Annotated in this window: 13 protein-coding genes; 8 read left to right on the top strand and 5 right to left on the bottom strand. The window is 73.8% G+C overall.

What is annotated here, in order from left to right; genetic code table 11:
- Together cofD and M1O15_RS25910 are read left to right on the top strand one after the other, a co-directional pair.
- Window positions 1-758: 2-phospho-L-lactate transferase (gene cofD, locus M1O15_RS25915; protein ID WP_248636589.1), on the top strand; the 758-nt coding region annotated here is incomplete at its 5' end.
- A complete protein-coding gene (locus tag M1O15_RS25910; protein ID WP_248636588.1) occupies window positions 755-2,116 on the top strand; it encodes a coenzyme F420-0:L-glutamate ligase in 1,362 nt (453 codons plus the stop codon). The genes cofD and M1O15_RS25910, both read left to right, overlap by 4 nt.
- 292 nt (window positions 2,117-2,408) lie before the next feature.
- Here the strand turns inward: M1O15_RS25910 and M1O15_RS25905 are convergent, their stop codons facing one another.
- The 3 genes from M1O15_RS25905 to M1O15_RS25895 all read right to left on the bottom strand — a co-directional run bounded on the left by M1O15_RS25905 (window position 2,409) and on the right by M1O15_RS25895 (window position 6,323).
- Window positions 2,409-3,461 (bottom strand): DNA-3-methyladenine glycosylase family protein, encoded by a 1,053-nt coding sequence (locus M1O15_RS25905; RefSeq protein WP_248636587.1) that lies wholly within the window; start codon window positions 3,459-3,461, stop codon window positions 2,409-2,411.
- Between the two features lie 124 nt (window positions 3,462-3,585).
- A complete protein-coding gene (gene manB / locus M1O15_RS25900; protein ID WP_308282401.1) occupies window positions 3,586-4,668 on the bottom strand; it encodes a mannose-1-phosphate guanylyltransferase in 1,083 nt (360 codons plus the stop codon).
- A gap of 170 nt (window positions 4,669-4,838) precedes the next feature.
- Entirely contained in the window at window positions 4,839-6,323 is a 1,485-nt protein-coding gene (locus M1O15_RS25895) for a peptidoglycan recognition protein family protein (protein WP_248636586.1), read from the bottom strand.
- 140 nt (window positions 6,324-6,463) lie between these two features.
- On the opposite strand from M1O15_RS25895, the gene M1O15_RS25890 reads away from it, so the two are divergent.
- The 4 genes from M1O15_RS25890 to M1O15_RS25875 all read left to right on the top strand — a co-directional run bounded on the left by M1O15_RS25890 (window position 6,464) and on the right by M1O15_RS25875 (window position 12,910).
- Complete coding sequence (locus M1O15_RS25890; protein WP_248636585.1) at window positions 6,464-7,216, top strand: TIGR03089 family protein; 753 nt, start codon at window positions 6,464-6,466, stop codon at window positions 7,214-7,216.
- 579 nt (window positions 7,217-7,795) lie between these two features.
- Complete coding sequence (locus M1O15_RS25885) at window positions 7,796-8,872, top strand: LCP family protein (protein ID WP_372499588.1); 1,077 nt, start codon at window positions 7,796-7,798, stop codon at window positions 8,870-8,872.
- A gap of 263 nt (window positions 8,873-9,135) precedes the next feature.
- The gene (locus M1O15_RS25880; RefSeq protein ID WP_248636584.1) at window positions 9,136-11,058 is read left to right on the top strand and encodes an LCP family protein; all 1,923 of its coding nucleotides are present in this window, start codon (window positions 9,136-9,138) and stop codon (window positions 11,056-11,058) included.
- 343 nt (window positions 11,059-11,401) lie between these two features.
- Window positions 11,402-12,910, top strand: coding sequence for an LCP family protein (locus M1O15_RS25875; protein ID WP_248636583.1), 1,509 nt, complete (start codon window positions 11,402-11,404; stop codon window positions 12,908-12,910).
- A gap of 89 nt (window positions 12,911-12,999) precedes the next feature.
- On the opposite strand, the gene M1O15_RS25870 is transcribed toward M1O15_RS25875, so the two are convergent.
- On the bottom strand, window positions 13,000-14,058 hold the full coding sequence (locus M1O15_RS25870; RefSeq protein WP_505017680.1) for a glycosyltransferase family 2 protein: 1,059 nt from the start codon (window positions 14,056-14,058) through the stop codon (window positions 13,000-13,002).
- A gap of 248 nt (window positions 14,059-14,306) precedes the next feature.
- Here M1O15_RS25870 and M1O15_RS25865 point away from each other — a divergent pair, with 248 nt between their 5' ends.
- Window positions 14,307-15,932 (top strand): LCP family protein, encoded by a 1,626-nt coding sequence (locus tag M1O15_RS25865; protein WP_443735621.1) that lies wholly within the window; start codon window positions 14,307-14,309, stop codon window positions 15,930-15,932.
- Between the two features lie 15 nt (window positions 15,933-15,947).
- Here the strand turns inward: M1O15_RS25865 and M1O15_RS25860 are convergent, their stop codons facing one another.
- Window positions 15,948-16,514 carry an acyl-CoA thioesterase gene (locus M1O15_RS25860; protein WP_248636580.1) on the bottom strand — a complete coding sequence of 189 codons (567 nt, stop codon included), beginning with the start codon at window positions 16,512-16,514 and terminating at the stop codon, window positions 15,948-15,950.
- Between the two features lie 205 nt (window positions 16,515-16,719).
- Here M1O15_RS25860 and M1O15_RS25855 point away from each other — a divergent pair, with 205 nt between their 5' ends.
- Complete coding sequence (locus tag M1O15_RS25855; RefSeq protein ID WP_248636579.1) at window positions 16,720-18,006, top strand: LCP family protein; 1,287 nt, start codon at window positions 16,720-16,722, stop codon at window positions 18,004-18,006.
- Window positions 18,007-18,360: the final 354 nt, after the last annotated feature.

The raw sequence follows: 18,360 nt of genomic DNA, 5'->3' as shown, positions 1-18,360 counted from the left end.
GGCGGGCGGACGAGACGTTCCACGTCAAGGAGGAGCTGGCCGCGTACGGGGTGGGGCCCGGCTGGTTCGGGCTGGGCGACCGGGACTTCGCCACGCACATCGTGCGCACCCAGATGCTGGCCGCGGGCTATCCGCTGAGCGCGGTGACCGAGGCGCTGTGCGACCGCTGGAAGCCGGGGGTCCGGCTGCTGCCGATGTCCGACGACCGGGTGGAGACCCATGTCGCCGTGGACGTGGACGGCGAGCGCAAGGCGGTGCACTTCCAGGAGTACTGGGTGCGGCTGCGGGCCTCGGTGGACGCCCACGCGGTGGTGCCGGTCGGCGCCGAGCAGGCCAAGCCCGCGCCCGGGGTGCTGGAGGCGATCGCCGAGGCGGACGTGGTGCTCTTCCCGCCGTCGAACCCGGTGGTGTCCATCGGCACCATCCTCGCCGTGCCCGGTATCCGGGAGGCCATCGCCGACGCCGGGGTGCCGGTGGTCGGCCTCTCCCCCATCGTCGGCGGCGCCCCGGTGCGCGGGATGGCCGACAAGGTGCTGGCGGCGGTCGGGGTGGAGGCGACGGCGGCCGCGGTGGCCGCGCACTACGGCTCCGGGCTGCTGGACGGCTGGCTGGTGGACACGGTGGACGCGGGTGTGGCGGCCGAGGTGGAGGCGGCGGGCATCCGCTGCCGTGCCGTACCGCTGATGATGACCGACCTGGACGCGACCGCGGCGATGGCCCGGGAGGCGCTGGCGCTCGCCGAGGAGGTACGCGGATGAGTGCGCCGGGGACGGCGGGAACGCGGGAGGGGTGCGCGGGGTCGGAGGGGGCCGGGGCGCCGTCCTTCCGGGTGTGGGCGCTGGGCGGGCTGCCGGAGGTGCGGCCCGGGGACGATCTGGCCAAGCTGATCGCCGCCACCGAGCCCGGGCTGGTCGACGGCGATGTGCTGCTGGTCACCTCGAAGATCGTCAGCAAGGCGGAGGACCGGATCGTCGCGGCCGGTGACCGGGAGGCCGCGATCGACGCGGAGACCGTGCGGGTGGTCGCCCGGCGCGGGACCCTGCGGATCGTGGAGAACCGGCAGGGGCTGGTGATGGCCGCCGCGGGGGTGGACGCCTCCAACACGGCCGCCGGGACGGTGCTGCTGCTCCCCGAGGACCCGGACGCCTCGGCGCGCGCGCTGCGCACCGGGCTGCGGGACGCCCTCGGGGTGGACGTCGGCGTCATCGTCACCGACACCTCCGGCCGCCCCTGGCGCAGCGGGCTGACGGACATCGCGATCGGCGCGGCCGGGGTGCGGGTGCTGGACGACCTGCGCGGCGGCACCGACGCGCACGGCAACCCGCTGAACGTGACGGTGGTGGCCAGCGCCGACGAACTGGCCGCCGCCGGGGACCTGGTGAAGGGGAAGGCGGCCGGGCTGCCGGTGGCGGTGGTCCGGGGCCTGCCCCACCTGGTGCGGGACGGGGAGGCCGAGGATGCGGGGGCGCGGGCGCTGGTACGGGGTGCGGCGGACGACATGTTCCGGCTGGGCACCTCGGAGGCGGTCCGTGAGGCGGTCGGACTGCGCCGTACGGTACGGGAGTTCACCGACGAGCCGGTGGACCCGGGCGCGGTGCGGCGGGCGGTGGCCGCCGCGCTGACCGCCCCGGCGCCGCACCACACCACGCCCTGGCGGTTCGTGCTGCTGGAGTCGGCCGAGTCGCGGGTGCGGCTGCTGGACGCGATGCGGGACGCCTGGGTGGCGGACCTGCGGCGGGACGGGCGCTCGGAGGAGTCGGTCGCCCGCCGGGTGCGCCGCGGCGAGGTGCTGCGCCGGGCCCCGTATCTGGTGGTGCCCTGCCTGGTGACGGACGGCTCGCACCACTACGGCGACGAGCGGCGGGACACCGCCGAGCGGGAGATGTTCGTGGTCGCGGCGGGCGCCGGGGTGCAGAACCTGCTGGTGGCGCTGGCCGGTGAGCAGCTGGGCTCGGCCTGGGTGTCGTCCACGATGTTCTGCCGGGAGGTGGTCCGCGAGGTGCTGGAGCTGCCGGAGCACTGGGACCCGATGGGCGCGGTGGCGGTGGGCCGCCCGGCCGTGACCCCGGCCCTCCGGCCGCCGCGCCCGACGGAGGCGTTCATCGAGGTGCGCTGACGAGCCCGGCGTGGGGGGCTCAGAGGGCGGCCGAGCTGGGCCTGGGTGGCGCTGGAGGGCGAGCGAGCTCGGCTCGGGTGGCTCACAGGGCGGCCGAGGTCGGCCCGGGGGGCTCTAGAGTGCGGCCAAGCCTGGCCTGGGGGGCTCAGAGGGCGGCCGAGCTGGGCCTAGGTGGCTAGATCGGCCCGAGTGGCTCAGAGGGCGGGCAAGCCTGGCCCGGGTGGCTTCAGAGGGTGGCCGAGCCTGGCGGGCGGGTGGCTCTGGAGGATGGCCCAGCTCGGTGCGGGTGGCCTCAGAGGGCGGCGATGTTGCCGGGGGTCATCCTGGGGGCGCGGCGGGGTGGGGTGCGGCCGCTGAGCAGGATGAGGCGGGCGGCGCGGTGCCGCTGGCCGGCGTACGGCTCCAGGAGCGCGAGCATCTCCTCGTCGCCGGCCTGGCGGCGGTCGGCGAGGGCGTGGCCGACGATGCCCGGCAGGTGGTAGTCGCCGACCGACACCTCGTCCGGGGCGCCGTTGCTGCGCTGGACGGTCTCGGCGGAGGTCCAGGGCCCGATGCCGGGGATCAGCTCCAGGCGCCTGCGGGCCTCCGGCGGGGTCATCGCGGCGGCCTCCTCCAGCCGCCGGGCCACCCGTACCGCCCGCAGGACGGTGCCGGAGCGTTTGGCGTCCACACCGGCGCGGTGCCACTCCCAGGAGGGGATGAGGGCCCAGGTGCGGGGCTCGGGGACGACGTACAGCCTGCCGCCGTGCGGACCGGGCGCGGGCTCGCCGTACTTCCGCAGCAGCAGCCGCCAGGCGCGGTAGGCCTCGTCGGTGGTGACCTTCTGCTCCAGGATGGACGGGATCAGCTCGGCCATGACCAGGCCGGTCCGGGTGAGGCGGAGGCCGGGGCGGCGGCGCTCGGTGGCGGCCAGGAGGCGGTGGCGGGGGGTGAAGGCGCCCGGGTCGTCGTCGGCGCCGAGGAGTGCGGGGAGCGCGTCGAGCAGCCAGTCGGCGCCGGGGCCCCAGGCCTCGGCCCGTACCGTCCCGGCCCGGGCGGCGACCCTGAGGGTGCCGGGCCCGGCCGGGGTGCGGCTGGTCCGCCAGACGGAGCCGTCCGGCGCGGCGTGGAAGGCCGGGTCGCCGGGGCCGCGCCGCAGCGGGCCGAGGGTCAGCCCCAGGTCCAGCGGCCAGGGCGGGGTCCACTCCCGGGTGCGGGAGGGGTCCGGGGAGCCGGTGGCCGGGGCGGTCTTCTGGGCGGGTACGGGGACGTGGCCGGCCACGGGGGCGTGGACAGGGGTGGGGGCATGGCCACCGCGCACACCGGTGCGGGTGGGCCGGGGCCCGGGGGCGTAGCGGCCTGCCACGTCTCGTCGCCGTTCGTCGGGGTGAGGTCGGGGTGGTGCGGAATCCGGAATTGGCGATTCCGCTTGTGCGGGACCCTTGAGAGGGTAGCCCCGGACCGGGCGGAGTCCCGCCGGACCGGGTCGGCTACTGGTCGGAGGAGAAGCGCACCGCGCAGTCGGGGATGCGGGCGTCGCACCAGATCCGTACGCCGTCGCGCAGCTCGTTGTCGGCGCCGACCTCCGCGCCGTCGCCCACGACCGCGCCGTGCAGCACGGTGCGGGCGCCGATCCGGGCGCGCTCGCCGATCAGCGAGTCGGTGACCACCGCGCCGGCCTCCACGACCGCGCCGGCCAGGACGGTGCTGCCCTCGATCCGGGCGCCCGCGCCGACCACCGCGCCCGCGCCGACGACGGTGCCGCCGGTCAGCTTGGCGTCCGCGGCGACCTCGGCGCCGTCCAGCACCAGCCGCTCGCCGCGGCGGCCGGGCACCGCCGGGGAGGGGGCGCGGCCGAGCACCAGGTCGGCGGAGCCGCGGACGAAGGCCTGCGGGGTGCCCAGGTCCAGCCAGTACGTGGAGTCGACCATGCCCTGGAGGTGGGCGCCGTCGGCGAGCAGCCCGGGGAAGGTCTCGCGTTCGACGGAGACGGGCCGGCCGGCCGGGATGGTGTCGATGACCGAGCGGCGGAAGACGTACGCCCCCGCGTTGATCTGGTCGGTGACGATCTCCTCGGGGGTCTGCGGCTTCTCCAGGAAGGCGGTGACCCGGCCATTCGGGTCGGTCGGGACCAGGCCGAAGGCGCGCGGATCCTCGACCCGGGTGAGGTGGAGGGAGACGTCCGCGCCGGAGGTCTCGTGGGTGTCCACCAGGGCCTTGATGTCCAGCCCGGTCAGGATGTCGCCGTTGAAGATCAGCACCGGCTCGTCGGGGCCGGAGCGCAGCCGCGAGGCCACGTTGCGGATGGCGCCGCCGGTGCCGAGCGGGTCGACCTCGGTCACGTACTCCAAGTGCAGGCCGAGCGAGGAGCCGTCGCCGAAGTACGGCTCGAAGACCTCCGCCAGGTAGGAGGTCGCCAGCACGATGTGCTCGACGCCGGCCGCCCGGGCGCGGGCCAGCTGGTGGGTGAGGAAGGGCACACCCGCGGCCGGGACCATCGGCTTGGGGGTGTGGACCGTCATCGGACGCAGCCGGGTGCCCTTGCCACCGACCAGGAGGATCGCTTCTGTCACCTGTCGTCTCTGCTTCCTGCTGGGTCCGGTCGATGGGCCACCTCGGTCGTATGACCGACACGAGCGGACAGTGTAGGCAGACGGTGGGCGGGTGCCCGGTGCCCGCCCGGGCGGCACCGGGGCGGACACCGGACCCGGGCGGGGTGACGGTCGCGGTCGGGGCGGCCGGGTCAGCGCCCCTGGAGCCTGGCGGCGGTGGAGCGGGCGGTGCCGAGGCGGCCGTAGAGCTTGGCGCCCGGGCACTCGGTGGAGAAGCCGTCGCGGTGGCCCGAGATGACGTTCATCTTGACCCGTACGCCCTTCTTGTACAGGTTCGAGCCGCCCGAGGTGAGGGTGACCGTGCCCTTCGGGTTCTTGCCCCAGAGGCCGAGCTTCCACGCGGTGAGCTTGGCGACGCCGGTGACCGCGGCCGCCGGCGGGGTGGAGGAGCTGTAGGTGCCGAGCACCACGACGCCCATGCTGTTGGAGTTGAAGCCGAGGGTGTGGGCGCCGAGCACCGCCTTGGCCACGCCTCCCGCCCGGCCTTCGTAGATCTTTCCGCACTTGTCGACGGCGAAGTTGTAGCCGAAGTCGCGCCAGCCGCTGCTCTTGACGTGGTAGCGGTAGATACCGCGCAGCACGGAGGCGGACTGGCTGCAGGAGTAGTTGTTGCCGGTGGCGCTGTGGTGGACGAACGCGGCCTGCACCGACTTGGTGTAGACGAAGTTCTTCTCCCGCATGCTCTCGTCGGCGCCCCAGCCCTTGCGGGTGGTGATGCCCGGTCGCGGGCCGACGTACGGCTTGGCGGCGGGCACCTGGCCGGCCTGCTCGCTCCGTTCGGCCGCCTCCTCGGCGTACAGCGCCTCGGTATCGGCCTGCGACAGCTCGGGGATCTCCAGCGCGCCCAGCGGGGCGTGCTCGGCGTTGACGGCGGAGGCGGCGGACTCCTCGGCGGTCAGCATGGCGCCGGTGAGGGGGCTGTCGGCGGCGGTCTCCCCGCTGCCCGGCTGGGGCTCGACGGAGGTGTTGCCGGGGGTGGTGGTGCCCGGGGCGGCGGCGGGGTCGTCGCCCGGGTCGACCAGGTCCACCCGCAGGCCGCGCGGGAGGGGGGTGGCGGCGGTGGAGCCCTCGCGGGGGGCCTCGGCCCGTACCCGCACCTCGACGCCGTCCGAGGCGCCCACCCAGAGCGGGGCGGTGGAGCCGCGCAGGGTGTCCGCGTCGCCCTCGGCGGTGCCGGCGTCGGCGCCGTGCGCCTCGTTGTGGGTCTCCAGGTCCTGCCACTCGGACCAGTCCCCGGTGGCGGCGGCCCGGGTGCGGACCTGGACGGTGCCGTCGAGGGCGGCCGCGGGCTCCTCCCACACCACCCCCAGCAGCGAGAACGGCTTGGTGTCGCGCTGGGACAGGCCCTGCTGCGGGGCGCCGGTGGTCTGGTCGGCGCGCAGGCCGACCAGCGGCACGGACTGGGTGGAGCCGGAAACGGCGGCACCGGTCCGGGCGGAGGGGGCGGTGGCGGCGGACCTGGCGGCAGGGCCGGTGGCGGGCGCGGTGGCGGCGGTGTGCCGCGCGCTGACGGGGGCGTCGTTCGGGGCCGGGTGGGCGGCGGCGGGCGACGAGAGCGGGATCACCAGCGCCGCGGTGCACGCGACGCCGATCGCGAGAGCTAGGTTGGCACGCATGAGCCGATCGTGGGCCGCGTCGGCGCGGCTTCGCCTGCCGGTTGCTCCGTACGGGACGTGACGGCCCGTCGGCCATCCGGTGGACCCGCCGTCACCGGTACGGCCCCGTACGCCGCGCTCGCGCGCGTACCCTTGCGCGGGTGAACGCCAGCGACCGCACCCCCGCCGACCTGCTGCGATCCGCGCTCGCCGCGGACCCGGCCCGCCCCTTGGTCACCTTCTACGACGACGCCACCGGTGAACGCGTCGAACTGTCGGTGGCCACCTTCGCCAACTGGGTGGCCAAGACCGCCAATCTGCTGCAGGACGGGCTCTCCGCCGAGCCGGGCGAACGGGTGGCGCTGCTGCTTCCGGCGCACTGGCAGACCGCGGTGTGGCTGGTGGCCTGCGCCTCGGTGGGCGTGGTGGCCGACGTGGGCGGCGACCCCTCGCTCGCGGACCATGTGGTGGCCGGTCCTGACCGGCTGGCGGACGGGCTGGCCTGCCCCGGTGAGCGGCTGGCGCTGTCGCTGGCCCCGCTGGGCCGCCGCTTCCCGGCCGCGCCGGAGGGTTACGACGACTACGCGGTCGAGGTGCCCACCCAGGGCGATGTCTTCGCCCCGTACGTCCCGGTGGACCCGGACACCCCGGCGCTCGCGGTCGGCGGCGCCGAACTGACCGGCGCCGAACTGGTGGAGCGGGCCCGGGCCGACGCCGGCCGGCTGGGGCTGACCACCGGTTCCCGGGTGCTGTCGGCGCTGCCGTACGACGGGTGGGAGGGGCTGTCGGCGGGGCTGTACGCGCCGCTGGCGGCGGGCGCCTCGGTGGTGCTGTGCCGGAACCTCGATCGGCTGGGCGCGGCGGAGCTGGAGAAGCGGGTCGGCAGCGAGCGGATCACGCACACCCTGCGCTGAGCCCGGTCCCTGAGCCGCGCCCGGGCCTCGCGGTATCCCCGCCGCGCCACCCGTCCGGCGGACAGCGGGGCCGTTCCACCGGGTCCCGGCGCCCACTCCGTCGGATGATCGGAGGAACGGATGCGCCGGCGCCGGGAGGCGTACGGCCCAGGCGGCGAGGAAGGGCGGGACGACCAGGTGACGGACAGCCCCGGCACGCCCCCGGACCCCGGCCGCGGTGGGCGCCGCAAGCGGCCCTCCGGCCGGGCCGGCCGGCCCGGGAGCGGCCGGGGCCGCCAGCCCGGCGGTGAGCGGGGCCACTCGTCGTCCGGTCGCCCGAACAAGCCGCGCCGCCCGCCCCAGCCCGGCGGAAGCGGGATCGGGAACGGGAACGGGGGCAGGAACGGGAGCGGAAGCGGAAGCGGGAACGGGGGCAGGAACGGGAACGGGAACGCCCAGGCCCCGCCACCGGGTTGGCCCGCCCGGGACGGCGCTCAGGACGCACCCCCCGGGTGGCCCGCCCGGGACGGGGTTCCGGGGCCGGCCGCGCGGGCGGGGGCCGCGCCCTCCTCGTACCGGCGGCCCCGCTGGCTGCGGGTGGTGGCGTTCACCGGGGCGCTCAGTGTGCTGGCCGCGGCCGGGGGCGGCTGGTGGCTGTACCGGAAGCTGGACGGCAACATCACCACCGACACCTCGGCCGCCGCCGAACTGGAGCGGTACGAGCGCGAGCGGCCGGCCTCGCTGGCGCACGGGGCGCGGAACATCCTGCTCCTCGGCTCCGACACCCGGGCCGGCAGCGGCAATTCCGCCTACGGACGGGACAAGGGCACCCAGCGCTCGGACACCGCGATCCTGGTGCACCTGGCCGCCGACCGGCGCCGCGCGACGGCCGTCTCGGTGCCGCGCGACCTGATGGTGCGCACGCCGAGCTGCCGCGACCGCGAGGGCGGCACCGCGCCGGCCGCCTTCGCCCAGTTCAACAAGGCCTTCGAGGTGGGCGGCACGGCCTGCACCATCCGGACCCTGGAGAAGCTGACCGGTATCCGGGTGGACCACCACATCGTGGTCGACTTCGGGGGGTTCAAGAAGATGGTGGACGCGGTCGGCGGGGTGCGGGTGTGCGTACGGCAGCCGATCCACGACCCGGACGCCAAGGTGGACCTGAAGGCGGGCGCCCGGACGCTCGACGGCGAGCAGGCCCTCGGCTACGTACGGGCCCGCAAGACGCTCGGCAACGGCAGTGACACCGCGCGGATGGACCGCCAGCAGCAGTTCCTGGGCGCGCTGGTGAACAAGGTGCAGAGCAACGGCGTGCTGCTCAACCCGACCCGGCTGTATCCGGTGCTCGACGCGGCGACCAGGTCGCTCACCACCGACCCGGGGCTGGACTCGCTGAAGGACCTGTACGACCTGACCCGGGCGATGCGCGGGGTGCCCACGGAGAAGGTGCAGTTCCTGACGGTGCCCCGGCGCCCGTACCGCGAGGACGCGAACCGGGACGAACTGGTGCAGCCGCAGGCGAACGCCCTCTTCGGACGGCTGCGCGCGGACAAGCCGGTGGCGGTCGAGCCGGAGGACGACCCAAACGAATCGGGCGCCGCCGGCAACCGGAAGCGCAAGCCGTCCGCCCTGCCCACCTTCACCGGCACCAACGCGGCCTCGGGCGCCTGCCCGTAGCGCCGCCGTCGCCTTGACGGCCGTACCCGCGAGTAAAGCCCTAACCAAGGACCGGGCGTCCATCTACGCGGATTGAGCGGATTGCCCAGTTGTAAAGAGGGTGGAATTTGTCACGGGCGTCGCCCCGCGCTGAACTGGGCGGATAGTGTGACGCGATCCGGGGTGCTCCAGACCGTGGTTCGCACGCAACCGGATTTTGGACCCGGGCGTCCTCCTTGGGGAACGAGGCGCCTTGAGTGGCACCGACGGAGGACCCAAGCACCGTGGATGCGCAGAGCCGTGGGCGGGTGGAGGACATCGATCCCGCAGACCAATGGGTGCTGAACCCGGAGACCGGCAACTACGAACTGCGACTGGACCGTTCCGGACCGCAGCAGCCGGAGACCGGAACGGCCCACGGCGCCGCCGGACCCTCCGCGCGCCGCCGGGCTCCCGGCCCGCGCAAGGACTCCGCCTCCGGTACGCGCACGGGGGCAGGATCCGGGTCCGGTACGCGTACGGGATCGGGGTCCGGCTCGCGGACGGGATCGGGGTCCGGCTCGCGGACGGGTTCCGGGTCCGGCTCGCGCACGGGTTCCGGGTCCGGCTCGCGCACGGGATCGGGGTCCGGTACGCGTACGGGATCGGGCTCGCGGAGCGGTTCCGGTTCGCGTACCTCCGCCGACCCGGCCCGCCCGGTGCCCGGCCAGCGCCGCCGCACCGCCGCCGCGCCGCCGGACCCGCGCGGCCGCCGCAAGCGCAAGCAGGGCGCGTCCGGGAAGAAGAAGGCCGTGCTGTGGACGGCCGGGATCATGGGCTTCGTGGTCGTGGGCGCCTCGGTCACCGCGTACGTCATCTACAACAAGCTGAACGGCAACATCAACACGATCGACGTGGGTGACGCGGCCAACGGCGGCTCGCTCAAGGACGGTCCGATCAACATCCTCATCCTGGGCTCGGACGTCCGTACCGGCGAGGGGAACGAGGCCTACGGCGACCGCGAGAACTCCACCGGCCACGCCGACACGACCTTCCTCTTCCATGTGTCGGAGGACCGCACCAACGCCACCGCGCTCAGCATCCCGCGCGATCTGAAGACCGAGATCCCCGACTGCCCCACCAAGCAGCCGGACGGCTCCACCAAGGTCATCCCCGGCAACCCGTTCACCCGGTTCAACGAGAGCTTCGGTGTGGAGGGGCGCGACCCCGGCTGCACCATGCGCACGGTGGAGAAGCTGATCGGCGTCAAGCCGGACCACTTCATGATGGCGGACTTCAACGCGGTGAAGACGCTGACCACGGCCATCGAGGGGGTGGAGGTGTGCCTGGCCGAGCCGATCCGGGACAAGTCCTCCAAGCTGAACCTGGACGCGGGCGACCACACGATCATGGGTGAGCAGGCACTCGCCTTCCTGCGGAACCGGCACGGCCTGGGCAACGAGAGCGACCTCGACCGGATCAAGCAGCAGCAGCAGTTCATCGCGTCGATGATCCGGAAGATGAAGGAGGAGACGCTCGGCAACCCCAAGCGGATGTACAACCTGGCGGACGCCGTCACCCAGGCGCTCACCGTGGACAAGGGCATCGGCGACATCCCCAAGCTGACCGGACTGGGGCAGGAGATCAGCTCGATCGACCTGAAGAACATCACCTTCGCGACCGTCCCGGTCCAGGACAACCCGGCGGAGACGGTCAAGGCCACCGTCGTGCTGGACCAGGCCAAGGCACCGCAGGTGTTCAGCATGATCCAGAACGATGTCTCCTTCACCGAGGTCAAGAAGAAGGAGAAGGCGGCCAAGAGCAAGCAGGAGGCGCTGCTCAAGGGCGACCGCGCCGAGGCCTCCGAGGTGCGGGTGGACGTCTACAACGGCAGCGGGATCGCCGGTGCGGCGCAGCAGACGCTCAGCTGGCTGCAGAACCAGCAGGGCGTGCTGAAGTCCTCGAACCAGAGCAACGCCCCGAAGGAGCAGGACAAGACGAGCCTGGAGTACGGGCCGAACCAGGCCGGCCAGGCGCGCAAGCTGGCCGATCTGATGGGGCTTCCGGCGTCGGCGATGAAGCCGGCCGCCGAGGACGCGGAGGCCATGCAGCCGATGAAGCTGGTGCTCGGTGGCGACTTCAAGGGGGCCGGGGTGTCCATCGCCCCGCCGAAGAAGGCGCCGGACGTGGGCCAGGTCGGGGCCGACAAGCGCATCTGCGCACAGTGACACGGACACGGACACGGCCGATGGCGCCGCCGCGGTGAACGCGGCGGCGCAGCCGTAGGGGCAGGGGGGACCAGGGGTGGGACGAGGCAGCAAGGTCGGCGGGGAGCGCGTACCCCGCCCCCGGGGCCGCAGACCGGAGACGGCGGGGACGGCGGTGGGGGCGGGAGCGGGAGCCGGGTCCGCAGGGGCGGACTCCGGTACGGGCTCGGGATCGGCGGCCGGTACGGGCTCGGGATCGGCATCCGGTACGGGCTCGGGGGCGGGCTCCTCGGGTGCGGCCACCGGGGGCGGTGGCGGGCCGAGACCCCGCAAGGGGCGGCGGATCCTGCGGTGGAGCGCCTCGGTGCTCTCGCTGCTCATACTCGGCACGGCCGGGGCCGGTTACCTGTACTACCGCCATCTGGACGGCAACCTCCGCAGCAGCGAACGCAGCAGCGGCAAGAGCGGAGTGACCAGGTCCGGGCCCGACGCGGCCGGCAAGACCCCGCTCAACATCCTGCTCCTCGGCTCGGACAGCCGTAACTCCGACGAGAACATCGCCCTCGGCGGCAGCCGGGAGAACCGCGGCACCCCGCCCCGGGCCGACGTCCAGATGCTGCTGCATGTCTCGGCCGACCGGAAGAACGCCTCCATCACCAGCATTCCGCGGGACACCCGGGTGGACATCCCGGAGTGCAAGGACCCGGGGAGCGGCAAGACGTACCAGCCGACCACCATGATCATCAACGAGTCGCTGGCGCGCGGCGGTCCGGGCTGCACGCTGGCCACCTGGGAGAAGCTGACCGGGGTCTACATCGACCACTGGATGATGGTCGACTTCGCCGGTCTGGTGCGGATGGCCGACGCGGTCGAGGGCGTCCCGGTCTGCGTCGAGCAGAACGTGTGGGACCGGCCGACGGCGGCGGTCAGCGGCGGGTCCGGGCTGAAGCTCAAGAAGGGCACCACCGAGGTCAAGGGCGAGCAGGCCCTCCAGTGGCTGCGCACCCGGCACGCCTTCTACAACGACCAGGGCCGCGCCAAGGCCCGGCACATGTACATCAGCGCGCTGATCCGCAAGCTCAAGGAGCAGAACGCGTTCACCGGCACCGGCAGGATCATGGACCTGGCCGAGGAGGGCACCAAGGCGCTCCAGGTCTCCGACGAACTGGGCTCGGTGATGCGGCTGTTCGACCTCGCCATGGAGCTGCGGGACGTGCCGCTGGACCGGATCACCATGACGACGCTGCCGACCCAGGAGTACGTCGGCAACCGCAACCACCTGGTGCCCGTCGACTCCGACGCGGAGAAGCTGTTCACCCTGCTCCGCGAGGACGTCGCCTTCGACTCCAACGGCGAGCCCGGTGACCGGGACAAGCGCGCGGAGGAGTCCGCGGACACCTCCGCGCCGAAGACCTCGCCCCGTCCCGAGCCGACGCCGAGCGGACCGGCAGCCGCCGAGCCGGACACCATCGGGATCAGCGTGGTCAACGGCACCGGCGGGGAGGACGGAAAGCTGGTGAAGGGGCGGGCCGGCGCGGTCGCCGAGGCGCTGCGGGCCGGGGGGTTCACCGCCGCGACCGCCTCGGACCAGGTGGACCCGAGCGAGAAGACCGCCCTGGTCTACCGGGCCGGCGGCGGGGCGGAGGAGCGGGCCGACGCCCTCTCCGTCGCCAAGGCGCTGGGGCTGCCGACCGGCGCGGTACGGGCCGGGGACGTCCCGGTGCTGACCCTGACCGTGGGCGCCGACTGGACCGAGGGCTCCGCGTTCCCGAAGGCGGAGAAGCCCAAGGCGGGCGACCTGCCGAAGGACGCGGACGCGTTGAACGCCACCGACAGCGGCTGTATGCCGGTCTACGAGCCGTACCGCTGGTAGACCGCGGCCGGGGCGGGAGACGGGGCCGCGCCGCTGGTGGCGCGCTGCCGAGGGTGGGAGGCGGCGGGCCGCCGCCCCCCTCCCTCGGGTCAGACCGCCGTGTCCGCCCGGTCCGGGTCGGTGGTGACGGCCGGGCGGCGGCTGGCGATGACCTTGCGGGCCAGCGCGCGGGGGCTGGTGAGGAAGCCGTAGCCCCAGGACATGTGCATGGTGACCAGGGCCACCGGGATGCGCAGCCGGGCCTTGAGCGGCAGCCCCTTGCCGGCCGGCACCGAACCGGCCGTGATCGCCGCGAGGTAGCCGGCCGGGACGACGAAGGCGTACGGGGTGAGGACCGCGCCCGCGACCAGGCCGGCCGCTATCGCGCAGACGGCCGTCGGCGGGGCGAGGTAGCGCAGGTTGATGGAGCCCGAGTGGTAGCGGGCGACGACATGGCGCCAGCGGCCGTAGTCCTTGTACTGCTTGGCCAGCGCCCGCACGCTGGGCCGCGGCCGGTACCGCACGCGCAGCTCGGGCGAGAACCAGATCAGCCCGCCGGCCTCGCGGATGCGGAAGTTCAGCTCCCAGTCCTGGGCGCGGATGAACTCCTCGTTGTAGCCGCCCTGGGTCTCCAGCGCCTCCCGGCGGAAGACGCCCAGGTAGACGGTCTCGGCCGGGCCCGCCTCGCCGCCGGTGTGGAAGGCCGCGTTGCCCACGCCGATCTTCGAGGTCATCGCGGCGGCGACGGCGTCCTCCCAGGCGTTCTCCCCCTCGGCGTGCATGATGCCGCCGACGTTCTGCGCACCGGTCTCGGCGAGCAGCCGGACGGCGGTGGCGATGTAGTTCGGGGAGAGCAGGCCGTGGCCGTCCACCCGCACCACGACGGGGTGGCGGGAGGCCTTGATCGCCGCGTTGAGGGCGGCGGGGGTGCGGCCGGTGGGGTTGGGCACGGTACGGACCCGGGGGTCCTCGCGTACCAGCTCGGCGGCGATCTCGTCGGTCCGGTCGGTGGACGGGCCGAGCGCGATCACCACCTCCATCTCGCCCTCGTACTCCTGCTCCAGGATGTGGCGGACCGCACTGCGCAGGTGCCGCTCCTCGTTGAGCACCGGCATGATCACGGAGACCGGAGTCGGGGACGGAGCCGCGCTCGGGGCCGAGTTCGGGATCGGGGCCGGGGTCGGGGTCGGCACGGCCGTCGGCGTCGGTTCCGGCGTCGGGGGCATGGGGTTCCTTCGGAGGTACGGCGGTGGGGGCGGGGGTCGCGCGGGGCGCGGGAGAGGCGGCCACGTTACCGCGAACGGGGGACACCCTTGCGCGCCGCCCGGGCTATGCGGCCCACCGCTGATCGTATGGGCCTACTGTTCCTGCCCGGTCCGCTCCCCGGACCACGGTCCGACGCGGAGGTGTCCCCCACGTGCCCACACCGCCCCGCCGACCCGCCCCGTCGAGGACCCCGGGACCGGGGCAGCCGAGACGGCCCGCAGCACCGTCGGGCGAGGGGCGGCAGGGGTCGGACGAGAGGCGGGAGAGGTCCGGCGGTGGGCGGCAGACGCCGGGCCGGGGGCGGAAACCGGAACCGCGCACATCGTCCCGTACGCCGTCCCGGGCCCCCTCCCGTACCGCTTCCGCCGCACGGGCCGCGCGGCCCCGGGGGCGGGGGCGGTGGGCGACCCGGCTGGCGACGGCCGCGTCCATGCTGGTGCTGGCCGCGGGCGGGATCGGGCACGCCATGATCAGCAGCCTGGACACCGGGATCGGGCGCATCGACCCGTTCAAGGACATGAAGAACCGCCCGGAGGCCGGCCACGGCACCAACATCCTGCTGGTCGGCACCGACGGCCGGGAAAGGATCACCCAGACCGAGAAGGTCCGCTACCGGCTGGGCGGGGCGCCCTGCCACTGCACCGACACGATCATGCTGGTGCATGTCTCGGCCGACCGGAAGCGGGCCAGCATGATCTCGCTGCCCCGGGACAGCTACGCCATGCTGCCGCCGCACACCGACACCACCACCGGCAAGCAGCACCAGGAGCACCCGGTGAAGCTGAACGCCGCGTACGCGGAGGGCGGGCCGGGGCTGACGGTGCGCACCGTGGAGAAGATGACCAAGGTGAAGATCGACCACTATCTGGAGGTCGACTTCACCAGCTTCATGCGGACCGTGGACGCGGTCGGCGGGGTGGAGATCTGCACCGCCAAGCCGATGAACGACACCCACACCGGGCTGCGGCTGCCCCCCGGCACCTACCGGCTGGACGGCGGCCAGGCCCTGCAGTACGTGCGCTCCCGCCATGTGGACGGCGCCTCCGACCTGGGCCGGATGCAGCGCCAGCAGAAGTTCGTGGCCGCGCTGATCGACCAGGCCACCGACAGCGGGGTGCTGCTCAACCCGGTCCGCTTCCAGCAGGTCGCCACCGCCATGCTCAGCTCGGTGCGGGCCGACACCGGCTTCGGCAGCGAGGAGATGCTGACGCTGGCCAAGGCGATGAAGGGCTTCACCGCCGCGTCCTCGGAGTTCACCTCGGTGCCGGTGAGCAGCACCGGCTTCCCGGTGAAGGGCATCGGCTCGACGGTGAAGTGGGACCTGCCGAAGGCGGAGAAGCTGTTCGACGCGGTACGGGAGGACAAGCCGCTCGCCCCGCAGCTGCCGCGCGCGGCCACGGTCCGCAGAAAGCTGGTGGAGGTGTCCCCGCAGCAGATCCGGGTGCAGGTCTACAACGGGACACCGCTCGGCGGGCTGGGCGCCAAGGTGGACACCGCGCTCAAGTCCACCGGCTTCCGCACCTCCGGCGCCCCCGGCAACTGGCCGCGCCGCGACCTGAACCGCACCGTCGTCTTCTTCGACCCGCGCTGGGACCGCTCGGCGCGCTCGCTGGCGACCGCGCTGCCCGGCTGCGAGCTGCGCCAGGCCCCCGGTCTCGGCGCCACCCTGAAGGTGGCGGCGGGCGCCAACTACGCGGGGGTGCTGCCGGTGCGGGCGGAGAACGCCTACCAGGGCGAGTCCGGTGTGGTCACCGGCGACCAGGTGGTCTGCTCGTGACGCCGTGCGGGCGGCTCAGTCCTCGAAGCCCTCGGCCGCGCGCTTCTCGCGCAGCTCCTTGATGGCCCGGCGGCGGGCCAGCCGGTGGGTGCGGCGGATCTGCGCCTCCTGGTAGCGGCGCTTGTCGCGCTCGCTCTCCGGGACGACCGGCGGTACGGGGCGGGGCTTGCCGTCCGCGTCGACGGCGGCGAACACCAGGTAGGCGCTGCCGACCTGGGTGGCGGGGGTGGACTCGTTCCACCGCTCGGCCATGACCCGGACGCCGACCTCCATGCTGGACCGGCCGGTCCAGTTGACCTGCGCCTTGACATGGACCAGGTCCCCGACCCGTACCGGCTCCAGGAAGACCATCTCGTCCATGGAGGCGGTGACGGCCGGCCCGCCGGAGTGGCGGCCCGCGACCGCGCCGGCGGCGTCGTCCACCAGTTTCATGATCACGCCGCCGTGCACCGTACCGAGGAGGTTGGTGTCGCTGCCGGTCATGATGTGGCTGAGGGTGGTGCGGGACGCCGAGGTGGCCTTGGGCTCCGGGGTGCCCGGCGCCTCCCGCCGTCCCGCCTCGGGCATGGCCTGGTCTGTCATGCCCTCCACCTTATGCCGGGGCCGGGGCGTGCTCCGCGCCAGCTCGGGGCGGGTGTGGGCGGGCTCACGCGGACGGCTGGGAGGGGCTTCGCGCGGGGCGTGACCTGGAGCGGTGGCCGGGGCATTGCATCAGCTTCGCTACAGGGGCGCCCCGAACTCCCACCCGCTCTGTCACCCGACCGGACGCGGCCTGCACACTATCCGCATGAATGACTGGCCAGAGGGAAGAAACGACGACCGCAACGCGCGTTACGGCCGCGGCAGCGCCGACGCCCAGGCGGAGGGCGCCCGGGTGATGCGGCACGTGCAGCGGCCCGGCGTCCCTCCGCAGTCGCCGCCCCAGTCCGCCCCCGGCGGATACCAGGACATTCCGCGGCAGGGCCCGCCCTCCGGCTACGACAGCGGGTACAACACCGGCCAGGTCTACGGCAGCCCCGGCGGGCGCGGTCCCGGTGGGCGCGGCCCGGGCGGTCCCGGCCGTCCCGGCTCCCCCGGCAGACCCCCGGGCCAGGCTCCCGACTGGCGCAAGCGGCTGAAGGTCGGCGCCATCGTGCTGCTGGTCGCGGTGGTCGGCACCAGCGTCGGCACGTACTTCTGGGCGGACGGCAAGGTGCGCCGCGAGGTGGACCTCGGCAAGGTCATCGACCGCCCCTCCGAGGACGATTGCACCACGTATCTGATCGTCGGCTCGGACAGCCGCGAGGGCATGTCCGCCGAGGAGAAGAAGAAGCTCCACACCGGCTCTGCGGAGGGCAAGCGGACCGACTCGATGATGATCCTGGCCGCCTGCGGCGGCGGGAACACCATGGTCTCGCTGCCCCGCGACTCGGATGTGGAGATCCCCAAGTTCGTCGGCTCGGAGTCGGGCAAGACCTTCCCGGCGCAGGGGCGGCGGGTGAAGCTGAACGCCGCCTACGCGGAGGACGGCCCCGAGCTGCTGGTGCGCACCGTGGAGCACAACACCGGGCTGCGCATCGACCACTACGCGGAGATCGGCTTCGCCGGGTTCGCCAACATCGTGGACGCGCTCGGCGGCGTGGAGCTGGACATCCCCAAGGCGTTCAAGGACAAGAAGTCCGGCGCCGACTTCCAGGCCGGCAAGCAGGAGCTCAACGGCGAGCAGGCGCTGGCCTTCGTCCGCACCCGGTACGCCTTCGCCGAGTCGGACCTCGCCCGCACCAAGAACCAGCAGAAGTTCCTCTCCGCGCTGGCGAGCCAGGCGGCCACCCCGGGCACGATCATCAACCCGTTCAAGCTCTACCCGACGATGGGCGCCGGCTTGGACACGCTGATCGTGGACAAGGACATGTCGCTGTTCGACCTGGCGGAGATGTTCTTCGCGATGAAGGGCATCACCGGCGGCGACGGCACCTCGATGAACATGCCCATCAGCGGCGCCCGGGGCGGGAACCTGGTCTGGAACCAGGAGAAGGTCAAGGAGCTGGTGAAGCAGATCCAGAACGACGAGAAGGTCACCGTCACGGAGAAGTGAGGGCGGGGCTCCGGGCGGGGCGCGCAATGGCGGCAGCGGCCCGGGGCTCCCGGATGTGTCCGGCCACCCGGGCGCCCTGGGCCGTCGGGCCGCTGCGGGTCGCGTCAGGAAGGGGGACGACCGACGTTCCGCCGCAGCATGTCGTCCAGGATGATTCCGCCTTCTTCGTCGGGCTCCACCTCACCGACGCCTGGTACCGCTGGTGCGAGGCGGACGACGGGAGCGGCGAGGCCACCTTGTGGTTGCTGGCGGATGACGGCGCCTCGTGGGCGACTGTGGAGTACACGCCGGACGCCGAGCGGTACGGGGTCGAGCAGTACGGCCCCCGGGCCCTCTGGGACGAGGTGCGGGAGG

It is taken from the genome of Streptomyces lichenis (assembly GCF_023218175.1).
In the GTDB taxonomy this organism is placed as follows: Bacteria; Actinomycetota; Actinomycetes; order Streptomycetales; family Streptomycetaceae; genus Streptomyces; species Streptomyces lichenis.
Note: the sequence above shows the minus strand (reverse complement) of the source record. Positions and strands in the feature narration are given on the sequence as shown.